At 52.8% G+C, this 20,837-nt stretch carries 18 protein-coding genes; 13 read left to right on the top strand and 5 right to left on the bottom strand.

Features of this window, described 5'->3' with window-relative positions:
• Positions 1–157: 157 nt before the first annotated feature.
• Positions 158–1,282, top strand: coding sequence for an ABC transporter permease (locus NST04_RS21255; RefSeq protein WP_341186032.1), 1,125 nt, complete (start codon positions 158–160; stop codon positions 1,280–1,282).
• Positions 1,279–1,956: an ABC transporter ATP-binding protein gene (locus NST04_RS21250; protein ID WP_341186031.1), complete on the top strand. Its 678-nt coding sequence runs from the start codon at positions 1,279–1,281 to the stop codon at positions 1,954–1,956. The genes NST04_RS21255 and NST04_RS21250 overlap by 4 nt, the downstream gene beginning before the upstream one ends.
• A 189-nt stretch (positions 1,957–2,145) precedes the next feature.
• Here the strand turns inward: NST04_RS21250 and NST04_RS21245 are convergent, their stop codons facing one another.
• On the bottom strand, positions 2,146–3,000 hold the full coding sequence (locus tag NST04_RS21245; protein ID WP_341186030.1) for an SDR family oxidoreductase: 855 nt from the start codon (positions 2,998–3,000) through the stop codon (positions 2,146–2,148).
• Between the two features lie 47 nt (positions 3,001–3,047).
• Positions 3,048–3,740, bottom strand: a complete 693-nt coding sequence (locus NST04_RS21240) for a GntR family transcriptional regulator (RefSeq protein ID WP_341186029.1) — start codon at positions 3,738–3,740, stop codon at positions 3,048–3,050.
• Positions 3,741–3,894: 154 nt separating this feature from the next.
• Here NST04_RS21240 and uxaC point away from each other — a divergent pair, with 154 nt between their 5' ends.
• Complete coding sequence (gene uxaC / locus NST04_RS21235) at positions 3,895–5,304, top strand: glucuronate isomerase (protein ID WP_341186028.1); 1,410 nt, start codon at positions 3,895–3,897, stop codon at positions 5,302–5,304.
• 188 nt (positions 5,305–5,492) lie between these two features.
• Here uxaC and NST04_RS21230 read toward each other — a convergent pair whose 3' ends face one another.
• A complete protein-coding gene (locus tag NST04_RS21230) occupies positions 5,493–6,332 on the bottom strand; it encodes an AraC family transcriptional regulator (protein WP_341186027.1) in 840 nt (279 codons plus the stop codon).
• Positions 6,333–6,491: 159 nt separating this feature from the next.
• Here NST04_RS21230 and NST04_RS21225 point away from each other — a divergent pair, with 159 nt between their 5' ends.
• From NST04_RS21225 to NST04_RS21210, 4 genes are read left to right on the top strand one after another with little or no spacing between them, the layout of a single operon-like run.
• A complete protein-coding gene (locus NST04_RS21225) occupies positions 6,492–7,655 on the top strand; it encodes a Gfo/Idh/MocA family protein (protein ID WP_341186026.1) in 1,164 nt (387 codons plus the stop codon).
• A gap of 52 nt (positions 7,656–7,707) precedes the next feature.
• The gene (locus tag NST04_RS21220) at positions 7,708–8,484 is read left to right on the top strand and encodes a sugar phosphate isomerase/epimerase family protein (protein ID WP_341186025.1); all 777 of its coding nucleotides are present in this window, start codon (positions 7,708–7,710) and stop codon (positions 8,482–8,484) included.
• Positions 8,481–9,569, top strand: coding sequence for a Gfo/Idh/MocA family protein (locus tag NST04_RS21215; protein WP_341186024.1), 1,089 nt, complete (start codon positions 8,481–8,483; stop codon positions 9,567–9,569). The genes NST04_RS21220 and NST04_RS21215 overlap by 4 nt, the downstream gene beginning before the upstream one ends.
• Positions 9,570–9,607: 38 nt before the next feature.
• Positions 9,608–10,624 (top strand): Gfo/Idh/MocA family protein, encoded by a 1,017-nt coding sequence (locus NST04_RS21210; protein ID WP_341186023.1) that lies wholly within the window; start codon positions 9,608–9,610, stop codon positions 10,622–10,624.
• A gap of 84 nt (positions 10,625–10,708) precedes the next feature.
• Here the strand turns inward: NST04_RS21210 and NST04_RS21205 are convergent, their stop codons facing one another.
• On the bottom strand, positions 10,709–11,266 hold the full coding sequence (locus NST04_RS21205) for a TetR/AcrR family transcriptional regulator (protein ID WP_341186022.1): 558 nt from the start codon (positions 11,264–11,266) through the stop codon (positions 10,709–10,711).
• Between the two features lie 363 nt (positions 11,267–11,629).
• Here NST04_RS21205 and msrA point away from each other — a divergent pair, with 363 nt between their 5' ends.
• Together msrA and NST04_RS21195 are read left to right on the top strand one after the other, a co-directional pair.
• Positions 11,630–12,145 carry a peptide-methionine (S)-S-oxide reductase MsrA gene (msrA, locus tag NST04_RS21200; protein WP_341186021.1) on the top strand — a complete coding sequence of 172 codons (516 nt, stop codon included), beginning with the start codon at positions 11,630–11,632 and terminating at the stop codon, positions 12,143–12,145.
• A gap of 203 nt (positions 12,146–12,348) precedes the next feature.
• Positions 12,349–13,719 carry a glycoside hydrolase family 64 protein gene (locus tag NST04_RS21195; protein ID WP_341186020.1) on the top strand — a complete coding sequence of 457 codons (1,371 nt, stop codon included), beginning with the start codon at positions 12,349–12,351 and terminating at the stop codon, positions 13,717–13,719.
• Here the strand turns inward: NST04_RS21195 and NST04_RS21190 are convergent.
• Positions 13,700–14,755 carry a hypothetical protein gene (locus NST04_RS21190; RefSeq protein WP_341186019.1) on the bottom strand — a complete coding sequence of 352 codons (1,056 nt, stop codon included), beginning with the start codon at positions 14,753–14,755 and terminating at the stop codon, positions 13,700–13,702. The two genes, NST04_RS21195 and NST04_RS21190, sit on opposite strands and share 20 nt — an antisense overlap.
• Positions 14,756–14,828: 73 nt before the next feature.
• On the opposite strand from NST04_RS21190, the gene NST04_RS21185 reads away from it, so the two are divergent.
• From NST04_RS21185 to NST04_RS21170, 4 genes are all read left to right on the top strand, one after another.
• On the top strand, positions 14,829–15,557 hold the full coding sequence (locus tag NST04_RS21185; RefSeq protein WP_341186018.1) for an HAD family hydrolase: 729 nt from the start codon (positions 14,829–14,831) through the stop codon (positions 15,555–15,557).
• Positions 15,558–16,209: 652 nt separating this feature from the next.
• Positions 16,210–18,123 (top strand): threonine--tRNA ligase, encoded by a 1,914-nt coding sequence (gene thrS / locus NST04_RS21180; protein ID WP_341186017.1) that lies wholly within the window; start codon positions 16,210–16,212, stop codon positions 18,121–18,123.
• Positions 18,124–18,183: 60 nt separating this feature from the next.
• Positions 18,184–18,780 (top strand): GNAT family N-acetyltransferase, encoded by a 597-nt coding sequence (locus tag NST04_RS21175; protein WP_341186016.1) that lies wholly within the window; start codon positions 18,184–18,186, stop codon positions 18,778–18,780.
• Between the two features lie 543 nt (positions 18,781–19,323).
• Complete coding sequence (locus tag NST04_RS21170) at positions 19,324–20,829, top strand: hypothetical protein (protein WP_341186015.1); 1,506 nt, start codon at positions 19,324–19,326, stop codon at positions 20,827–20,829.
• Positions 20,830–20,837 lie beyond the last annotated feature (8 nt).

Genomic DNA, 20,837 nt, shown 5'->3' with positions numbered 1-20,837 from the left:
AGAAGGGCAGCGGCCGGAAGTCCAAAACTTCTCTGGAGTCACGGTAATCCCAAAACATAGATCTTTAAGTTCAATCTATATAGTGTAATTCTTTATTCATACTCCGTTCATCTTCACTCTCTAAACTGTGGATATACAGATTAGAAGGAGTGGTTATATGTTCTTGGCAATTCGGGAGATGAGGCACTCCAAAGCACGTTACGGCCTCATTATGGTGATTATGCTGCTGGTATCATTCCTGGTGCTGTTCGTCACAGGCCTGGCCAGAGGTCTGGCTTATGCTAATATTTCAGCGCTGAAAAATATGCCCGCCAATTATTTTGCCGTGCAGAGCGACGCGGATCATACCTTCAGGCGTTCACAATTAACGGATACGGAGCTTGCGGCTGCCCGGTCGGTAGCCGGAGAGGCGAACGCGACTCCACTGGGGGTACAGACCAGTACTATTACAGCGGCCGGTGCGGATGTGAAGGCGGATATTACGTTTTTTGCTGTAGATATGACGGGGATGCTGGCTCCTGAAGTAACGGAAGGTGCCGGACTCACCAATGAGGCTCAAGGCAGCGCGGTTGCAGATTCGAAACTGGAGCAGTCCGGCGTTACCATTGGCAGTACGATCCGTGACCAGGCTTCCGGCATGAGCTGGACGGTTACAGGCTTCGTGAAGGATAGCTCCTACAGCCATACTCCGGTGGTCTATATCAATCAGCTGGACTGGCAGGCGATGAAGCAAGGAGCGGTTAAGGAAGGCGGCAGCGCAGGTAATGCCAATGCCCCGTACAATGTGATCGCGCTGGATGTAACAGCGGCTCAAGCTTTGCAGATTGCGGATCAGCAGCAGTCCATAGAGGTAATTACGCAAAAACAGGCGATTGCCAGTGTTCCCGGTTATTCCGCCGAGCAAAATTCGCTGCTGATGATGATTGTGTTCCTGTTCGTAATTGCTGCAGTAGTTCTTGCTGTATTCTTCTATGTCATTACGATCCAGAAGACCAGCCAATTCGGTATCCTGAAGGCGATGGGGACTAAGATGTCCTATCTGGCCTGGAGTGTAGTCGGTCAAGTGATGCTGCTGTCTGTCGCCAGTCTGGCGCTGGGCATTCTGCTTACGCTTGGGATGAATATGGGCCTGCCCGACACGATGCCTTTTGAGCTGGACGGACAGACGATGGCGATGACCAGTCTGCTGTTCATAGGGATGTCCTTGCTGGGCTCGTTAATTTCGGTAGCAAGAGTAGCCAAGGTGGATGCCTTGGAAGCGATAGGGAGGACTGGAGCATGAGTGCGAAATTAGTGATGAAGCAGGTAACCAAGACTTACGGGGATGGGGACCGGGCTATGACCGTGCTGAACCATCTGGACCTTACGGTGAACGAGGGCGAATTCATAGCAGTACTGGGGCCATCCGGCTCCGGCAAAAGCACGTTTCTCTCCGCAGCCGGTGCGCTGCTCACACCTACCAGCGGAGAGATTCTCCTCGACGGTGAATCGCTGCGTGACAAGGACAAAGGGGCACTAACGGAGCTGAGGCTGAAAAAAATCGGCTTCATGTTCCAAAGTGCGCAGCTGCTGCCGTTCCTGAAGGTAGAGGAGCAATTGCTCTATGTCGCGAAGCTGGCTAAGCTCAGCCAGAAGGAAGCGAAGGTGCGTGCCGCCTATCTGCTGAAGCGTCTGGAAATCTGGGAACGCCGCAACCATTACCCCGAACAGCTGTCCGGGGGCGAGAAGCAGCGGGTGGCGATTGCCCGGGCATGGATGAACAAGCCGGCCATTCTGTTCGCGGATGAACCTACAGCCAGCCTGGATTACAGCCGCGGCCGGGAAGTCGTGCGGATGATCGCCGACGAGGTGCGGAGCGAAGGCAAGGCCGCCGTGATGGTGACTCATGACGAACGGATGCTGGACTGGTGCGACCGGGTGCTGCATCTGGAGGATGGTGTGCTGGTTGAAGCTTAGGGAAGAGATGATCCTGCCCTGCGGGTGAAGAATGTTTGGCCCCCTAAGCCCAAATAGCCCGACTATTCACCACGCGGCGTAAATTGTATTCGGTTTTTCGCATACAAATGGCCTGTCACTTCGCGGCTGAACAAAAAACCTGAACCTCAGAAAACGAGGTTCAGGTTTTTTGTTATTGATATCTCAGGCCTACACGCCGGAATAGGCCATGAAGCCTCCATCCACTGGCACAGTGATGCCGGTAATGAACCCGGACATGTGCTCATCGGCCAGCCAGAGCAGGGTGCCGAGCAGATCCTCCGGTGTGCCGAAGCGGCGCATCGGGGTCTGGGAGATGATTTTGAGCGAACGTTCGGTTAATTCACCCTTCGGGTCCTTCAGCAGCTGTTCATTCTGTGCCGTGACGAAGAAGCCGGGGGCGATGGCATTCACCCGTATGCCGGACTCTGCCAGATGCACCGCAAGCCACTGTGTGAAGTTGTTGATGCCTGCCTTGGCCGCGCTGTAAGCCGGAACCTTGGTGAGCGGCGAAGCGGCGCTCATGGAGGAGATGTTGATCACCGCAGCTCCAGGGCGTCCGAGCATCTGCTTGGCGAAGATTTGGGTTGGAATTAATGTTCCGGTCAGATTGAGGTCAAGGACCGTGCGGAAGCCGTTCACAGACAAATCGAAGAAGGAGACAATATCGGGATTCTCCAAATCTCCCGGCTCCAAGGTCTCCTTGGTGGTAATCGCCGAAGGCTGATTGCCACCGGCTCCATTGATTAACAAGTCGCAGGGACCCCACTGCTTGTGGATCTCATCTGCTGCCTGCCGGACACTCCCGGCATCCATAACGTCGCAGGCCAAGGCCAGAGACTGGCCGCCGCCGGAAGTGATCTGTGCAGCCAGAGCCGCTCCCTTGGCTTCCGTACGGTTCAGAATAGCGACCTTCATGCCTTGGCGGGCCAGCTCCAGCGCCATGGCGCTGCAAAGGGCCCCGGCTCCTCCGGTAATTACAGCAATCTTGCCTGCCAGTGCAGGCTGTAATGCCAACTCGGTCATAATGATCCAACCCTTCTTGGTGAAAGTATGATTAGCGTCAGGTTCTATCAGTCTGCGGATCTTTGCTTATAATATTGCGGATATTTCTCCATCAGCATCTCCTGGTCGGCGATTGTCAAGGCCATATGCTCCTGCATAATCTGATCCCCTTGTAGAATATTATGCTGCTCAATCGCTTCATATAGACTATAATGCTGCCGGTACAGATGCTCCCAGTTGTGATCTGCCGTGAGCTTGAGCATCCGGCTGCGGTTCAGGTGAACCTTGATCTGCTGGATGACCTCCCAGGTGTTCTTTTTATTGCAGCCCATGAAAATCACATGATGGAACTCTTCGTCCAGCATGAACATTTCTTTATAGTCCTGGTCCTCGATGCAGAGCTTCTGCTTATCCAGATTGGCCTTCAGATCAATAAGCTTCCTGGCTTGAAAGGTGTTGCACGCTTCCCGGATGACCGCCCGCTCCAGATGCTCGCGCATGAAGCGGGCTTCTTCCACGAGCTCGGAATCAATCAGCGAGACCACCGTCCCCCGCTGGGGATATACGGCAAGCAGGCCCTCCTGGGCCAGACGGACAAAAGCCTCCCTGACCGGAGTGCGGCTGACACTGAACTTCAGCGAAATCTCCTTCTCCGAAATCCCGGTTCCGGGCGGCAGCTCCAGCAGCAGAATCTGATTCTTCAGTGAACGATACACGATGTCCCTTGTGGAGAGTGCTTGTGTACCTATAGTGTATTCCATCGTGTAACCCTCCTGTTATAGTTATTGTAAGCACTACCATACTACCATACTTGTATGGTAGTATGGTAGTGCTTACGGGCAGAAGCGTCTGCCGTTCGTTTCAGGACGGTATCCGTGGCCCGCCAATATCATAGACGAGAGGCAGGAGAACAATATGAGTACCTCATCTTTTATTCATGACGACTGGCTGCTGTTAAGTTCAAGTGCACAGAGACTGTATCACGATTATGCCGCCGCAATGCCGATTTACGATTTCCACAGTCATCTGAATCCGCAGGAGATCAGCAGTAACCGCAGGTTCCGCAATATCGCTGATCTCGCCTTATCCGGGGACCATTACAAGTGGCGGGCGCTTCGCTGGCTGGGTGTCGACGAACAGCTAATTACCGGGAATGCGCCGGACAAAGACAAATTCATGGTCTGGGCGCGCTCCCTGCCTGAGATGGTGGGCAATCCGCTATACCACTGGACTCATCTGGAGTTGAAGCGTTACTTCGGGATCGACGAGCTGCTCTCCGGGGAGACAGCGGAGAGTGTGTGGGAACGCTGCAATGAGCAGCTCCAGGGAGATGATCTGACTACGCAGGGCATTCTCAAAAAGCTCAATGTCAATGTGGTCTGCACAACGGATGATCCTATTGATTCACTGGAGCATCACATTCAGCTTAAGAAGGATAGCGCACTTCAGACGGTAGTCGCCCCGACCTTCAGACCGGACCGGGTACTGAACATCCGTGATGAAGGATTCAGCGGATACGTGGGCCTGCTTGGTGAGGCGAGCGGTCTTGAGATCCACGATTACGCCGGGTTCCTCGAGGCTGTGACGGCGCGGATCGATTATTTCCATGAGCATGGCTGCCGGCTGTCGGATCAGGCCTTCGGCGAGCTGCCGCATGCCCAGTCTACAGAGCATGAAGCGGCCTACATATTCGCCCGGGCCTTCAAAGGGGAAGAGATCAGCCCGCAGGAGGAACAGAAGTTCCAGAGCCATACGCTGATCAAATTAGGCAGACTCTATCATGAGCGGGGCTGGAGCATGCAGCTGCATATCGGAGCGCTGCGCAACAACAACGCACGGATGTTCAGTACCCTCGGCAAGGACAGCGGCTTCGATTCAATTCTGGATTTCAATATGGCCCGCAGTCTCAACGCGCTGCTGAATGAGCTGGATGCCAGCGGACAGCTGCCGAAGACTATCGTCTACACACTGAACCCTTCGCAATATGAGATGATCGCCACCGCGATTGGCAACTTCCAGGGGGCCGGCATCAAGGGCAAGGTGCAGATGGGCTCCGGCTGGTGGTTCCATGATCAGAAGGAGGGGATGCTGCAGCAGTTGAAGGCGCTCGCAAGCATCGGCCTGATCAGTCCTTTTGTCGGCATGCTGACAGACTCCCGAAGCTTCCTCTCCTTCACGCGTCATGAATACTTCCGTCGCATTCTCTGCAACCTGTTTGGAACGTGGATGGAAGAGGGAGACCTGCCGAGAGATTATACCTTGATCGGCCGGACAATTGAGAATATATGCTACAACAATGCGGATGCGTATTTCGGGATCAAATAGAGATCGGGAGTGCACCATAGCATCCGTTGTTTGAAAAAGCATAAAAAATCAGCAGGTCTCCTAGAGAGGCGTGCTGATTTTTTTATTATTCAGGAATGATGTCTTTCAAGGCACAACACCAGCATAAAAATGAGCAGCGTGCCTAGAATACTCGCAGGGTCATTACGTTCTGATACTTCCGGTGCATTCTATCTCGTACTGCTCCGGTAAGCAGAAGGGGATACGCCGGTCGACTTCTTGAACACCTTGGAAAAGTGGGCCAGCTCCATGCCGACCTGCTCGGCGATACTTGAGATGCTGAAATCGGTGTAGGAGAGCTGCCTCTTGGCCAGCTCCATCCGTTTCAGCTGGACATACTGCATCGGCGGAACACCGATGAATTTCTTGAAGTAGGGAATGAAATAGTTCGGGTGCAGATGGACCCGCTCTGCCAGCTCCTCCACCGTCAGCGGCCGCATTAGCCGTTGATCGATGTAGCCCAGCACATTTGCCAGCTTACCCTGGTCGCTTGTATGCGTCAGATCGTCAAGGAAATTGCTGTAGCCTCCAGATTCCAGACAGAGGGACAGCAGTGTAAGCAGCGCGGCCTGCGTCCGAAGGGTAGCGAGGAAGCCGGTATCCTGAAACCAATCAATCATCTCCGCGAACATCGTCCGGGTGGCCTCCGGGTCAGGCACATCACAGATATAGAGCTTATTCGCTGAATGAAACAGCGGCCATTCCCCAATCTTCGCATCGAAGTGGCAATAGTAGCGTGTATAAGGATCACTACGTGAAGTATCTGTAGTCTGGGTGGAACCGGCGGGCATAATCATCAGCTGTCCGGGTCTCGGATAGTACGCCACTCCGTTGATAATCACCTTGCCTTCGCCGGAATCAATGTAGTAGAGCCGGTTGAAGGCAGGGGTCTCATTCGTCCGGTTCCAGCCCGGGTATCTGCTGGTTAACTGGGCATGGGTAACGGTAACCGTCAGGTTGTGCAGCAGGCGTCCGGTCAAATTGCCATTGCCTTTCGCAGTCATATTCATATCAGGACTCCTTCAAATAAGGCTATAAAGCTATTATAACGCTTTCATTTATCCAATGCATCTTATTATTATACAAATATACCTTAATTACAGTCATGGTCACCACCGGCAAATAGGGTTATCCTCATATCATAAACTGTTTCAGGAAGGGACTGGGAGATGGATAAGGTACGATTTGGAATTATTGGAGTAGGCAATATGGGGCGGACCCATGCACAGAGTCTGCTGAGTGATATTAAGGGAGCTGAGCTTACAGCGGTATGCGACAGCAGCCCTGAGCGGCTGGATTGGGCAGAGGAGCATTTGCCGGATAGCGTGCAGCGCTTTTTGTCGCCGGAGGAGCTGTTCAAGTCCGGGATCATTGATGCGGTGATGATTGCCACCCCGCATTATGACCATCCGCCGCTCGCGATCGAAGCGCTGGGCTACGGGCTGCATGTATTGATTGAGAAGCCCGCAGGCGTGTATACGAAGGCAGTACAGGAGATGAATGACGCCGCAGCGAAGTCTGACCGCAAGTTTGGCATTATGTATAACCAGCGGACTAACCCGCTCTATCAGAAGCTGAGAGACTTGATCCAGTCCGGGGAGCTGGGGGAGATCCGGCGTACGAACTGGATTATCACCAATTGGTACCGCTCTCAGAGCTACTATGATTCCGGCGGCTGGCGGGCAACCTGGGGCGGGGAAGGCGGCGGGGTACTGCTGAACCAGGACCCGCACCAGCTTGATCTCTGGCAGTGGACCACCGGGATGATGCCTAAGCGGGTACGCGCTTTTTGCCAGTTCGGGAAGTACCGGAATATCGAGGTGGAGGATGATGTCACCGCTTATGTGGAATATGAGAACGGTGCAACCGGGCTGTTCATCACCACTACAGGCGAAGCGCCAGGGACCAACCGGTTCGAGATTACAGGCGACAACGGGAAAATCGTTATTGAAGACGGCAAGCTGACCTTCTTCCGCCTTCGCACTCCTGAGCCGCAGTTCAATGCGGAATATACCGGAGGGTTCGGAGCACCGGAGTGCTGGAAATGCGAGATTCCGGTGGACTCGGGGAATGGAGAGCAGCATAAGGGGATTCTGCGCAACTTCACCAATGCGATTCTGCATGAGGAGCCGCTGCTGGCTCCGGGGGAAGAGGGCATTCACGGCCTGACTCTGTCGAATGCGATGTATCTGTCCGCATGGACCGACGACTGGGTGGACCTGCCGATCGACAGTGAGCTGTTCTATGAGAAGCTGATGGAGCATGTGGAGAATTCTACTTTTCAGAAAGCGCCGGTCAGCCAGAAAGCCCTGGATGTATCGGGCACCCACTAGACTAACCTTACTCTCTTACGCAACTCAAACTTATCTAGGAGTGATGAATGCAATGAACCGTTCAACAATTGCCGCCCAAATGTATACCCTGCGAGAATATACCCAGACGCCGGAAGCCTTGCGGGAGAGCCTGCGGAAGGTGAGCAGCATCGGGTACCAGGCTGTCCAGATCTCCGGGATCGGTCCGATGGACCCTAAGCTGGTGAAGGAATATGCGGATGAATTTAATCTGAAAATATGTGCGACGCATGTTCCCTGGGACCGGCTGGTGAATGATCTGGATGCGCTCGCTGCCGAGCATAAGCTGTGGGACTGCAAATACATCGGTCTTGGTTCACTGCCAGGGGAATACCAGACCAGTCAGGAAGGCTATCGTACCTTCACCAAACTGGCTTCAGGCATTGCGCGTACGCTTAAGGAAAAGCATGGCCTGCAATTTGTGTATCATAATCATGATTTTGAATTTGAACGGTTTGACGGTCTGACCGGCATGGAAGTGATGCTGAAGGAGAGTGATCCGGAGGTCTTCGGGTTCGAGCTGGATCTGTACTGGGTGCAGGCCGGAGGCGGAGATCCTGTAGAGTGGATTCATAAAGTGGAAGGCAGAATGCAAGCTGTGCATTTCAAGGATATGGCGATTCTGAACAAGAAGCCTGTGTTCGCCGAGATCGGCGAAGGCAATATGAACTATGGAGCGATTATTGAGGCTTGCCGCAAGACAGGTGTGGAGTGGCATATCGTGGAGCAGGATGTGTGCCAGCGTGATCCGTTCGAGAGCCTGGAGATCAGTCTCCGGAATCTGCATTCCAGATTGGAGGTGAAAGCATGAGCCGCAAGGATGGAATGATGTATGCTCCGGTACATGAGGCGAAGCCTGTGGTGGGACCGGGTGAATTCGTAATCGCAGCGCTGGCATTGGATCATGGGCATATCTATGGAATGTGCAACGGACTGGTAGAAGCGGGAGCCGAGCTGAAGTGGGTATACGATCCTGACCCCGAGAAGGTAAAAGCGTTCCAGAACAAGTATCCCGGCGTCAGAGCCGCACGCTCTGCTGAAGAGATTCTTGAAGATCCTGAGGTCCGGCTCGTAGCAGCAGCGGCCGTTCCTTCGGAGCGTGGTCCGCTCGGTCTGCGGGTGATGGCACACGGGAAGGATTATTTCACGGACAAATCTCCGTTTACTTCTCTGGACCAGCTCGCAGCAGCACGCCTTCAAGTGGAGAAGACGGGACGGAAATACATGACGTACTACAGTGAGAGACTGCATGTAGAGAGCGCTGTTTATGCCGGTCAGCTGGTGCAGCAGGGGGCGATTGGCCGCGTGCTTCAGGTGATGGGGCTGGGGCCGCACCGGTTAAATGCACCCAGCCGGCCGGAATGGTTCTTCCAGCGTGACAAATACGGCGGCATTCTCTGTGACATCGGCAGCCATCAGATTGAACAGTTCCTCTTCTACGCGGGCTGCCGTGATGCCAAGGTGCTGCACAGCAAGGTTGCCAACTACAACAATCCGGCTTACCCGGAGCTTGAGGATTACGGGGATGCTACACTGGTTGGGGACAATGGGGCTACGCAGTATTTTCGTGTGGACTGGTTCACTCCTGCAGGGCTCGGGACCTGGGGCGACGGACGGACGATCATTCTCGGTACGGAAGGCTATATTGAACTGCGCAAATACAGCGATATCGGCCGCTCAAGCACCCCGGATCATGTCTTCTGGGTAGACGGTGAGGGCGAGCATTATGAGCATGTAGCCGGGAAGATTGGCTTCCCGTTCTTCGGTGAGCTGATTCTGGACTGCCTGGAACGGACGGAGAAGGCGATGACCCAGGAGCATGCGTTCAAGGCGGCTGAGCTGTGTCTGGAAGCGCAGCGGCAAGCGGTGAATCTGACCCCGGATACGCTTAAATAGGTGCAGGACAGCTAGCAGAAGATCGGAAGGTGGTTAAGATGAATACTAATGGAGCAGCGATTATCGGCTGCGGGGCGATTGCCCCGCTGCATGCCAGAGCCATTGCTTCCACCCGGAATGCGCGGCTGGTAGCCGTGGTGGACAGTGACCCTGTTCAGGCAGCACAGTCTGCTCAGGATTACGAATGTGAAGGACTGACAGATTACAGGGAGCTGCTGGAGCGAGCAGATATCAGCATCGTCCATCTGTGCACGCCGCATCATCTGCATGCCGGAATGGCGGTGGAGCTGCTGAAGGCCGGCAAGCATGTGCTGACCGAGAAACCTATGGCGCTGGATGTGCCTTCTGCCCGCTTAATGCAGGAGGCGGCGGAGCATTCTGCGGGACAACTGGGTGTAGTATTCCAGAACCGCTATAATGAACCTTCGGTGCGGATCAGACAAGTGATTGATTCCGGCAGCCTGGGCAATCTCCTCTGCATGAAGGGCCTGGTGACCTGGACCCGGACGGAGGAGTACTACACGAACAGTCCCTGGAGAGGCCGCTGGGCTACGGAAGGCGGAGGGGTATTGATCAATCAGGCTATCCATACCCTGGATCTGCTGCAATGGTTCGGCGGTGACATTGATTCCGTGAAAGGCAGTGTCAGCATTGATGTGCTGAACGATGTCATTGAGGTCGAAGACAGCGCGCATGCGTGTATCGACTTCAAGAACAAAGTGCGCGGACTCTTCTACGGGACCAATGCGTATCAGGCTAATTCACCGGTGGAGCTGGAGCTGGTCTTCGAGCAAGGGACTCTGCAGCAGCGCCGGGACAGCCTCTATCTGTGGAAGAATGGTCAGGAGACGCTGCTCTATGAGCCGCAGAGCATCAGCAGCGGAGGGAAATCCTACTGGGGCAGCGGACATTCACGGTTAATTCATGACTTCTACGACCATATCCGTGAAGGCCGCAGGTTCTGGATTGACGGTGCGGAGGGCATCAAGGCGCTCACTCTGATTGCAGAGATCTATAAGTCCTCGGGGAGCCGGAATCTGGTTCCTCAGGTCTAGTATTCATCAACTGGCTGATGCCGGAATATAGGTTGTCTCTTAGGCAGAGTTTTGCTTAAGGGATAGCCTTATTTGTGTTAGCCGTTATAGCTTAATCGCAAGCCAGCAAGCTTCAATGGTCTGCTGAATCTGCTGTTCGTTAAGCGGATACTTTCCGTCCAAATAGCCTTTGATCACAGCAATTAATATTCCGTAGATCAGCTGATAGCACAGGCATACATTCATTTCCCGGATGATTCCCTGCCGCTGGCCTTCTTCAATGATGGAGAAAATCTCTAAGGTGGAGGGAGCGGGTGTGTTCCGCAAATCCTCTGAAATATAGGGCGAAGAGCAATAGTTCTCTGTGAAATCAACCTCTTTGGGGTAGTGAAGCGAGTAGGTGGCTGTATTCTTCAGGAGACTCTTCACACGCTCGTAGATTGTTAACCCGGGATCATAGCCGTTCATGACGAACTCATTTTTATGTATGCGGACCTTTTGGTACAGCTCATTGACCAGTTGCTCTTTGTTCTCAAAATAGTGGTAGAATGTGCTGGAGCCGACATTGGCTCTCTTGAATATTTTGGCAAAAGTAACAGATTGTAAGCCCTCTTCAGTAATCAAATCAAGGGTTGCCTGAAGAATATCATCGCGTTTACCCATCATTACACCTCATTAGCGGAAAAATCATTCTATAAAATAGTACATCCCCTGCAAGGAATTGTCAATTAACAGAATATGTATTCCGCCTTAAAGTATCAAAAAGATAGATTTTGTGGTGAAACAGACAATAGAAAAGCTATATTCTAGTCATTATTCTGCAAAAAGGAATTTCCATTCCGAACATACTTGAAGTTTAATTATTCTCTTTCTGAACTATCAATAGAATAAATATTCTATTTCTAAAGTTTATCTATGGGCAATCAGTCCTAGCGATCAAATTGACTTTCAGGTTATTAGGCTTTATCTTCAGTACAGGATGTAACATGAGTCACTAGATGAGAGACAGGGAGTGGGAGGATGGCTATGGAACAGGCAATGTTTGCCGGAGGCTGCTTCTGGTGTATGGTTACACCGTTCGAAGAGCTGCCCGGCATTCACGGAATTGTATCAGGTTACGCCGGAGGAACGGTAGATAACCCTACTTATGAGCAGGTGAAGACAGGGACAACCGGTCACTACGAGGTAGTGCAGATCACTTATGATCCGGAATTATTCCCTTATGAGCGTCTGCTTGAGCTATTCTGGCCGCAGATTGACCCGACGGATGACGGCGGACAGTTTCAGGACCGGGGAACGCAGTACCGCACGGCGGTATTCTATTATACGGAAGAGCAGCGGCTGGCTGCACTGGCTTCCCGGGAGCAGGTGGCGGTTAGCGGCCGTTTCGAGCTTCCGGTAGTGACAGAGATTCTGCCTGCGCCGGTGTTTTATCCGGCAGAAGACTATCATCAGGACTATCACAAGAAGAATCCGAAGCACTATAAAGAGGACCGCGAGCAGTCCGGGCGGGATACCTTTATTTCGCAGCATTGGGAGTAGCGAATAAGATGTTGAAGCGTAAAAAAGCCTTTAATAACCAGGCGTCTGGGAATTAAGGGCTTTTTGCTATTTTTGCAGCACCAAACCAAAATATGGGAACCAAAATCCGAAATTCTGTGCCTACTAAATAGTTACCAGAGCTACTATAATCATATTTGTAAACGGATACAGAAATGCCAATATCATTCAGGAGGAATGTTAGGATGTCCAAAAAATGGCTAATGACGATGCTTGCGTTCGTGCTTCTGCTCTCATGCCTGCCCTTGTTCAATTCCAAAGCAGCCGCTGCAGACTTTACCCAAGGAGTAGACCTGTCGGGAACCTCGGCAACCATCTGGTTCAAATCTTCAGTCAATACGAGCTGGACCGATGTGCATTACAAAGTAAATTCAGGTACCCAGCTTAACTACCGTATGACTTATAACAACAGTAAAGCGCGTTATGAGCAGGTGGTTACAGGAATCGCCAGCGGCACAGCACTTTCTTACTTCTTCACCTACAACAACGGCACTCCGGCTTACGACACTAGCTGGTTTAGCTACACTGCCGGAACTGCGCCAACAACCGGGCCGACAACTCCGCCGTCAGGCTCTTCAGGCTCCATTTATTCCATTGCTGCTTCTTCAATCCCGACACCGCCTGCAGGCTCTGTCTCCGTCAAGGTCATGAACGGAACAGGCGGCGCTTATCCTGACAGCCAGATCTACTGGGGGGTGCTCGGCATCAACCCGGCCAATGGCAAATGGAGTTATCTGGACCTGAATGGCAATCTCATTCCGATCTCGAATGCGCTGAACAATGCTTCCGGCCATCTGACCAAGAGTGGTGTGAATTATGCTAATATCTATCACACGATTAATCAGGCTTCCTGGGTTACACTGCCCAAAATTACCTCCGGCCGCATGTTCCTCAGTGTAGGCACGCCGCTGTACATCAAGACCTATGACGACGGCTTTGCCGGACCGGATATCGATAATCCGACTGATCCTAACCGTAATCTCTATTTCGACTTCGTTGAATTCACGGTGGATGCTACAGGCTATCATGGCAATACCACCCGTGTAGATGCTTTCGGCTTCCCGATCCAGCACCGGCTGGTCGGCTTGTCCGGCGGTTATGACAAGACGGTAGGCGAACTGGAATCGGAGACGCGGGCCGGGATTTTCACCAAATACCAGAATGAAGTTCCTGCGGCCTTCAAATCGCTGGCAACCGATCAGGCGCCTTACCGGATTATTGCTCCAGTCCATGGATCCTTCAAAGCCGGTGGAGCCAATGCGAATTACTTCGCAGGGTATTCCAGCTATAGCACCCAGGATATTCTGCGCAATGACGGTTCGCTAATCGATGCCGCCACTTCCGCTGCGATCAACCGCCATGTCTACACCACCAGTAACTGGAACAACGTAGCGAACTATTACAATGCGGCTCCCGCCAACTTTTATGCAAAATTCTGGCATGATCACAGCATCAGCGGACTGGCATACGGCTTCCCGTATGACGATGTGAACGGCCAAGCAGCCTACCTGGAAGTTGGTGACCCTAAGGGCTTGATTATCCGCGTGGCTTGGTAAGCATAGAGCCGATGGTTTCCAGCAGCGCAGCTTCCTCAATCATCAGCAAATGAGGGGTATCGTGTAGAGAGCCGGTCCTGAATAGAAGCAGGCTGCCGACTCTCTCACACGATTGAAGCTGGGAGTACAGGGAAGGATCATCATCCATTGAAGGGAAAACTACACTCGCAGGCACGGGCTCATATCCGGCAAAAGCCCATTCAACGATCCGTTCCATCGTTCCAGGATCAAACAGAAAGAAGCGTTCATTCGTATTTTGCGTGATGGCTTGACCGTTCTGAAGATAGAGCATGCCATACCCCGGATAATTGTCTTCTTCCTCATACTCATCTTCGTAGTCCCCTTCGTGCGGGCCCTGTTCCTGTAGCAGCTCCAAGGCTGGATAGGAGAACCGGGCGTACATCTGCGTATCATTCTCCAAGGTGAACAGCTGACGGCCGTCAGGATGCCAAGCCGGCGCAATATAACATCCCTGCGGGAACATCTCCCTGCTATGTAACCCGTCCTGCTGAATAGATAATTCGTACACAGATATACCATCCTGACCAGCCGCAAGCTCCAGTGTCACAGCCTCCGCCCCTGGGATATCCATCAGCCGCAGCGCACTGTCACCGAAGGGATCTTCCAAGTCTAGTGAATGTGCTAACGTTCCGTCCCCGCTATGAAACACCGAAATCCGCAGATGTTCCCCGTCCAGCTTGGCTACAGACCAGATTAGACCCCCATCACGCGAGAAAAGAACACAGACATACGGCCCGGCTTTGCTCCATAGCAAGCGGCCCGTAAAGTCTCCTGTGCCCATTACCGCATCCTGCATAATGAAAGCCGCCAGCTCCCGCTCAGGATGGAATGAAAGAGAGTCCAGGTTAAGCGGTTGCAAGTTATAGAGCTGTCCGGCTTCACGAGGCGTGAAGTCCGCATCCAGGCGGTACACTCTGCCTTCTTTGTCATATACAACAACTTCAGTTCCGGCATTGTTCCTTGCGGCGAAGCGATAGTCGCCTATGAGTATTGTGGCGGGATTAAGCAGTATCATGATATTCCTCCTGCTCCTCGAATTGCCCTGAATTATAGCATCCTGAGGATGGAAAATAAACAGGAAGAAAGGTATGATAGATAGCAATTGCACACGAAGGGAGCATCCGGAAGAGATGAAGAACGGCTTGAAGCACATCTTATTTGATCTGGACGGCACATTGACTGACCCCAAGGAAGGCATTACCAAAAGCGTGGAGTATGCGCTTAACCAATTCAGCATAGAGGTGGAGCATCCTGACCTGCTGATTCCGTACATAGGTCCGCCGTTATACGATTCTTTCATCGAAATTCAAGGCTTCACAGCAGAGGCAGCGGCACAGGCTGTGGAGTTCTACCGGGAGCGTTACCGGACGCTGGGGATGTTCGAGAACCATGTGATTCCAGGCATACCTGAGCTGCTGGAGAGCTTGAAGGCCAAGGGATTCGAGCTGTATGTAGCAACCTCCAAGCCTATTGTGTTCGCAGAGCAGATCCTCCGGCATTATGAGCTGGACGGGTTCTTCAAGTACGCGGCTGGCAGCAATCTGGACGGAACACGCTCGAAGAAGCGCGAGGTGATTCAGCATGTACTGGATGAGAATAATCTGCTTGCTTCGCAGTCGCTGATGATCGGGGACCGGGAGCATGATATTATCGGTGCAAAAGCCTGCGGCGTAGCCTCAGTGGGCGTGTTGTTCGGCTATGGTTCCGAGGAAGAATTAACAGCGGCCGGAGCGGATTATATTGCGCATACGGTGGAAGAAGTGGGGGATATTATCCTGCGGATACAGAGGAATGAGCTGAACGGATTAAAGATTTAAGTGGTCAAGCGGGCAGTGACTTTTAAGTTTTTTTCAGCGCGGTATTGACTTCTGGCGAAGACCGTGCGTATTATGTAACCAGCAACACCATAACCAAGGCAATGACCAGAGACAGGATATCCCGTGAGGACTGACCAGAGAGAGAAGTGCAAGGTGAGAGCTTCTTACAGAGACCAGCCGGATGTTACCCCTCTATAGCCGTGACACTGAACCCTCCTGCTGTTAGCGAGGCTGTAAATGTCACCGCCCCATCCCCGTTAACGGATGCCATGAGGATTGTACTGATCACATTTCCGCCGAACAGCCGGGGGTTAAGTGACGTATAGTCGAATTAGGGTGGAACCACGAGCTTAAGACGCACTCGTCCCTTTCCGGGATGAGATGCGTTTTTTTGTGTTTTTATATACTAACCTAATATAAGAAGCACTTAATAAATAACAAAAAGCGAAAAGAAACGAAGGGGAAATTTGGAACTGGAGGAGCGGTAGCGTCCGCCTTTGTCAACGGATTTTACCCGCAAATTGCGGATTGAATCAGGAAATCTGTTGACAACAGCGGCTGGAAGTCCAAATGTTCACCGTAGTGACAATTACGCTTCTAGTTCCGATCCTAAGTGCGTCTTATATACACTCAAGAAATGGAGGCCAAAATCATGGATATTCAAGTGCAGTTGCCGGATGGAGCAAGTAGGAGGTATTCGCGTAACACCACAATTGCGCAGATTGCGGAGTCGATTAGCGTAAGTCTAAGGAAGAATGCAGTAGCCGGCAAAATCGATGGCAATCTCGTTGACCTTGATTGTCCGGTTGAAGGGGACAGCCTCGTGGAGATCGTGTCAGCGGACAGCAGCGACGGGCTGATGATTCACAGACACAGCACAGCCCATGTGATGGCCCAAGCCATCAAACGGATCTATGGAGAACGGAACGTGAAGCTGGGCATTGGTCCGGTGATCGAGGACGGCTTCTATTACGATATAGATATTGCTCAGCCTCTGTCCAGCGAGGATCTTGCTGCGATTGAGCGGGAGATGGGGAAGATCATCAAGGAGAACCTGCCGATCCGGCGCCGGGTGGTCAGCCGGGTGGAAGCGGTGCAGTTCTTTGAACAGCAGGAAGAGCCGCTGAAGCTGGAGCTGCTCCGGGATTTGCCGGAGGACGCGGTAATCAGCCTATATGAGCAAGGCGAATTCACGGACCTCTGCCGGGGGCCGCATCTGCCCTCCACTGGCCGGATCAAGGCGTTCAAGCTGCTTAGTGTTGCGGGTGCCTACTGGCGCGGGGATGCTGACAATCAGGTGCTTCAGCGGATATACGGCACAGCCTTCCTGAGCGCTGCGGCACTTGAAGCGCATCTGCACCTGCTGGAGGAAGCGAAGAAACGGGATCACCGCAAGCTGGGCAAGGAGCTAGGCTTGTTCATGTTCTCCGAGGAAGCGCCCGGAATGCCGTTTTACCTGGCCAAAGGGATGCTGATCCGCACAGCACTGGAGGATTTCTCCCGCAGGCTGCAGCGTGCCGACGGGTACGAAGAGGTCCGCTCGCCGCTGATGATGAACCGCCGTCTGTGGGAGCAATCCGGACATTGGGATCATTACAAGGATGAGATGTATTTCACGAAGGTGGATGAGACAGATTTTGCATTGAAGCCGATGAACTGTCCGGGACACATGCTGATCTACAAGAACAGCCTCCGTTCCTACCGGGATCTGCCGATCCGTATTGCGGAATACGGCCAGGTTCACCGCCATGAATCCTCCGGCGCGCTGAACGGGATGATGCGGGTCCGTACCTTTTGCCAGGATGATGCCCATTTGTTCGTGCTGCCGGAGCAGATTGAGTCCGAGATTACAAGGGTGCTGGAGCTGATCGATCAGTTCTATTCCATCTTCGGATTCGAGTACAAGGTCGAGCTGTCTACACGCCCGGAGGACTATATGGGTTCCGAAGAGCTCTGGGATCAGGCGGAAGAGTCGCTTGTGCGGGTGCTGAAGAAGAATGGAATCGAGTACCGGGTGAATGAAGGAGATGGCGCTTTTTACGGACCGAAGATTGATTTCCATGTCCTCGATGCCCTGAAGCGGAGCTGGCAATGCGGTACCATTCAACTGGATTTCCAGATGCCCGAGAAGTTCGACCTGACTTATATTGGCGAAGATAACAACAAGCATCGTCCGGTTGTCATTCATCGTGCGGTGTTCGGCTCCATTGACCGGTTCATGGGTATTCTTACAGAGCACTATAGCGGAGCGTTCCCGCTGTGGCTGTCTCCGGTGCAGGTTAAGCTGCTGCCAGTCTCTGTGGTTCATGACGAGTATGCCGAGCAGGTCAGAAGACAGCTGGCAACAGCCGGACTGCGGGTGGAGGTAGATTCCCGGAATGAGAAGCTGGGCTACAGAATCCGTGAAGCTCAGCTGGAGAAAATCCCTTATATGCTGGTGCTGGGAGATCAGGAGCAGAATGACGGGACAATCTCGGTACGAAGCCGTGCGGAGAACACATTATTCACACTGGGCGTGCCGGAGTTCATTCAGCAACTGACTGCTAAGATTGACGGATGGGAATAAATCGCTTCATATATAACAGGTGAGAAGTATAACAGGTAAAAAGATATAGGGGGAAATCAGGTGACGGCAATAGAAACAGTGCAGCATGAAGGCAACGTAATCCGGCTTGTGCCTTTGACGGCGGAGCATAAACCTGAGCTTACCAAGGTGCTGCACAATCCGCTAATTTGGGAATACACCTGGAGACGGATTAGCTCTGAGGAAGAGGCAGGACAACTAGTGGATGCGGCTCTGGCGAATCAGGCAGCAGGCAAGGATATGCCCTATGTGATGGTGGAGCAGGCATCCGGCCGAATCTTAGGGACTACGAGGTTAATGCATCTGGATCGTACGCATCGTAATGCAGAGATCGGCTGCACCTGGATCTCAACGGATTACTGGAGAACAGCGGTGAATACGGAGTCGAAGCTGCTTTTGCTGCAATACGCCTTCGAGGTGCTGGGGCTGATCCGGGTAGACTTCTCCATTGTCAGTGACAATCTTCGCTCGCGGCGGGCCATTGAGCGGATTGGAGCGGCCTTGGAGGGCGTTCTGCGCAAGCACCGGATCACCGCTGACGGTACGGTTATGGACAATGTGCTGTACAGTATTATTGATGAGGAATGGCCTGCGGTGAAGCAGAATCTGCTATATCTAGTGAATGAGAAGTACAATTAGTAGAGAGATCTTATCCCCGCAAAAACGCCACTTTTTGCAGCGTAACGGACTCCGGCGACCTTATAGTCTCGCTATGAGACGTTTCGGAGCTGAAGTGCAAAGGATAAGGCCTGTGGAGTCCGTTACTCGCCCCATTGGTGACTTTCTTTCCAAATAAGAGTACCTCAGTCCGTTACGCTAAGCCAAACGCTCTGAAGAACAACGCCCTCTTGGAAAAAATGTAATTTGAAGGGGGAATACGTCTGATCCACGATTTTAAATCTGATAAGGTACTAGCGTTATACTGTGAATTCGTGCCATAACATAGAGGAGTCCTAACAAGGGCTCCTCTATTCATTTTGCAAATAGCCATATCTATGAAACATTGTTATAATAGAAAGACATGAGAATAGAAACATACATTCCCATTATTTCGGGGTCCTGAGCATTAACAAACTGTCTATAACTGTGTATGTTCCGGCCCAACCTTCACCCTGCGGTGCAGATTTGGGTTTATGTTATGTTGTAGGGAAATTATGAAGTGATGGCGAGGTTGGCAAGAGCATGAACTGGAATGATTTCGGAGAACGGAACAAGCGGCTGAACCCCTTATGGAGTCTGGGCGCAGGCATGAATCTGGGTGAGCTGCAGCCGTATAAGGAAATGATTGCGCTTAGTGTGCTGCTGCAGGTCTATTATCTGGAGCTGGAATCGAATGAACAGCGGGCAAGGGAGGATCTGGTGGATCTGGCCTGGAGCTCGCTGGAACGCTTCGGCATAGCGAAGCTGGGCAGCCCGGAATCGGTCGAACGGCTGGTAGACGGACTGCTGTGGAGCGGCAGCGGCGGGGATTTCGAGGCCCATTATTACGATGACCATACCCGGCAGATCGGGGTTCAGAAGTACAAGTATTTCACTGTGGATGAGGATGCTACACGTATCAGCTGGGAAGAGAACGGGACGACCATCTACCGGCTCTCCGAGTATGCGATGGAGCTGATCTTCATGAGCCACGAGATTATCGATGAGTTCCAGGTCAGCATCAAGCTGCTGGAGATTCAGATGCACATCAAGCATGGACGGGTTACCCGGGCGATGCAGGATGTGAATGAGCTGATCTCCCGCGTGCGCAAAATGACCCAGCAGCAGCAGGAATACCGCAATGCCTTGCGCCGTAATCCGAAGCATATCTTCAGCGAATACGGCACCCAGCGGCATGAGCGGCTGGAGGAGATCCACCAGCAATTTGACGAGGAACGCAAGCATTTCGATAATATCCACCGTTCGCTGGCCCGGCTGGCTAATGACGAGAAGGATGTCATTGATTTCAATGAGCTGCGTCAGCTCTCCGAGCGGGTGGAGCTGTCCCGGCGGGTGCATGATGAGCTGGCCGAGGTCGTGCTGAGCATTTTCGAAGCAGAGACGAATCTGCGGCTGAACTTCCCGGAGTTATTCTGGGGAGCAGCAGGCTTCAACTTCCGCACCCATGTGTGGGAGGAATGGGTGAAGCCCGAAGGGCTGCGGGATGGGGATAGCCTGGAGACGCTGATCAGCGGGCTGTTCTCGCCCAGCCAGGATTTCATCTATCCGCTGGCCTGGGCCTGGGAAGAGCAGGAGGCCGGCTTCTTGCCGGAGGATACGCAGGATGCGCCGGAGGAAGCCGGGGAAGAAGAGGACATCCATTATGTGCCCAGAGGTATTCCCTGGACCGAGGTATGCGAGCTATGGCTGCCGGTTATAGCCGGAGTGACTGCGCAAGGCAGCTTCACCTTCACTGCGGAGGCGTTCACGGAGCAGGAGCAGCGGCGCTGGGCGGATTGCCCGGATGCCGTGGATTTGTGGGTGCAATTTTTCCATACCGTAATTACTGTCGAGGAGCAGGAAGCGGAGGGCCATGGCGTGGCGGACGAATGCCAGAAGCTGCTTCAGCGGCTGATGCTGGACCACCCGGAGCTGGAAGTGCTGCGCGGCGCAAGGCTGCGGACCACCATCTCTTCACAGCAGCAGGGCAGCATCCGTATCCCCGGCCTTGAGATCAGCCCTTATACCATTACTATTGTAGAGAAGTGAGATGATTC

Origin of the sequence: Paenibacillus sp. FSL H7-0756, from assembly GCF_038006765.1 — a bacterium.
In the GTDB taxonomy this organism is placed as follows: Bacteria; Bacillota; Bacilli; order Paenibacillales; family Paenibacillaceae; genus Paenibacillus_AQ.
Note: the sequence above shows the minus strand (reverse complement) of the source record. Positions and strands in the feature narration are given on the sequence as shown.

Coding starts and splice junctions, on each gene's coding strand:
- NST04_RS21255 (WP_341186032.1), top strand. CDS start 158: ATGTTCTTGGCAATTCGGGAGATGAGGCACTCCAAAGCACGTTACGGC.
- NST04_RS21250 (WP_341186031.1), top strand. CDS start 1,279: ATGAGTGCGAAATTAGTGATGAAGCAGGTAACCAAGACTTACGGGGAT.
- NST04_RS21245 (WP_341186030.1), bottom strand. CDS start 3,000: ATGACCGAGTTGGCATTACAGCCTGCACTGGCAGGCAAGATTGCTGTA.
- NST04_RS21240 (WP_341186029.1), bottom strand. CDS start 3,740: ATGGAATACACTATAGGTACACAAGCACTCTCCACAAGGGACATCGTG.
- uxaC (WP_341186028.1), top strand. CDS start 3,895: ATGAGTACCTCATCTTTTATTCATGACGACTGGCTGCTGTTAAGTTCA.
- NST04_RS21230 (WP_341186027.1), bottom strand. CDS start 6,332: ATGAATATGACTGCGAAAGGCAATGGCAATTTGACCGGACGCCTGCTG.
- NST04_RS21225 (WP_341186026.1), top strand. CDS start 6,492: ATGGATAAGGTACGATTTGGAATTATTGGAGTAGGCAATATGGGGCGG.
- NST04_RS21220 (WP_341186025.1), top strand. CDS start 7,708: ATGAACCGTTCAACAATTGCCGCCCAAATGTATACCCTGCGAGAATAT.
- NST04_RS21215 (WP_341186024.1), top strand. CDS start 8,481: ATGAGCCGCAAGGATGGAATGATGTATGCTCCGGTACATGAGGCGAAG.
- NST04_RS21210 (WP_341186023.1), top strand. CDS start 9,608: ATGAATACTAATGGAGCAGCGATTATCGGCTGCGGGGCGATTGCCCCG.
- NST04_RS21205 (WP_341186022.1), bottom strand. CDS start 11,266: ATGGGTAAACGCGATGATATTCTTCAGGCAACCCTTGATTTGATTACT.
- msrA (WP_341186021.1), top strand. CDS start 11,630: ATGGAACAGGCAATGTTTGCCGGAGGCTGCTTCTGGTGTATGGTTACA.
- NST04_RS21195 (WP_341186020.1), top strand. CDS start 12,349: ATGTCCAAAAAATGGCTAATGACGATGCTTGCGTTCGTGCTTCTGCTC.
- NST04_RS21190 (WP_341186019.1), bottom strand. CDS start 14,755: ATGATACTGCTTAATCCCGCCACAATACTCATAGGCGACTATCGCTTC.
- NST04_RS21185 (WP_341186018.1), top strand. CDS start 14,829: ATGATAGATAGCAATTGCACACGAAGGGAGCATCCGGAAGAGATGAAG.
- thrS (WP_341186017.1), top strand. CDS start 16,210: ATGGATATTCAAGTGCAGTTGCCGGATGGAGCAAGTAGGAGGTATTCG.
- NST04_RS21170 (WP_341186015.1), top strand. CDS start 19,324: ATGAACTGGAATGATTTCGGAGAACGGAACAAGCGGCTGAACCCCTTA.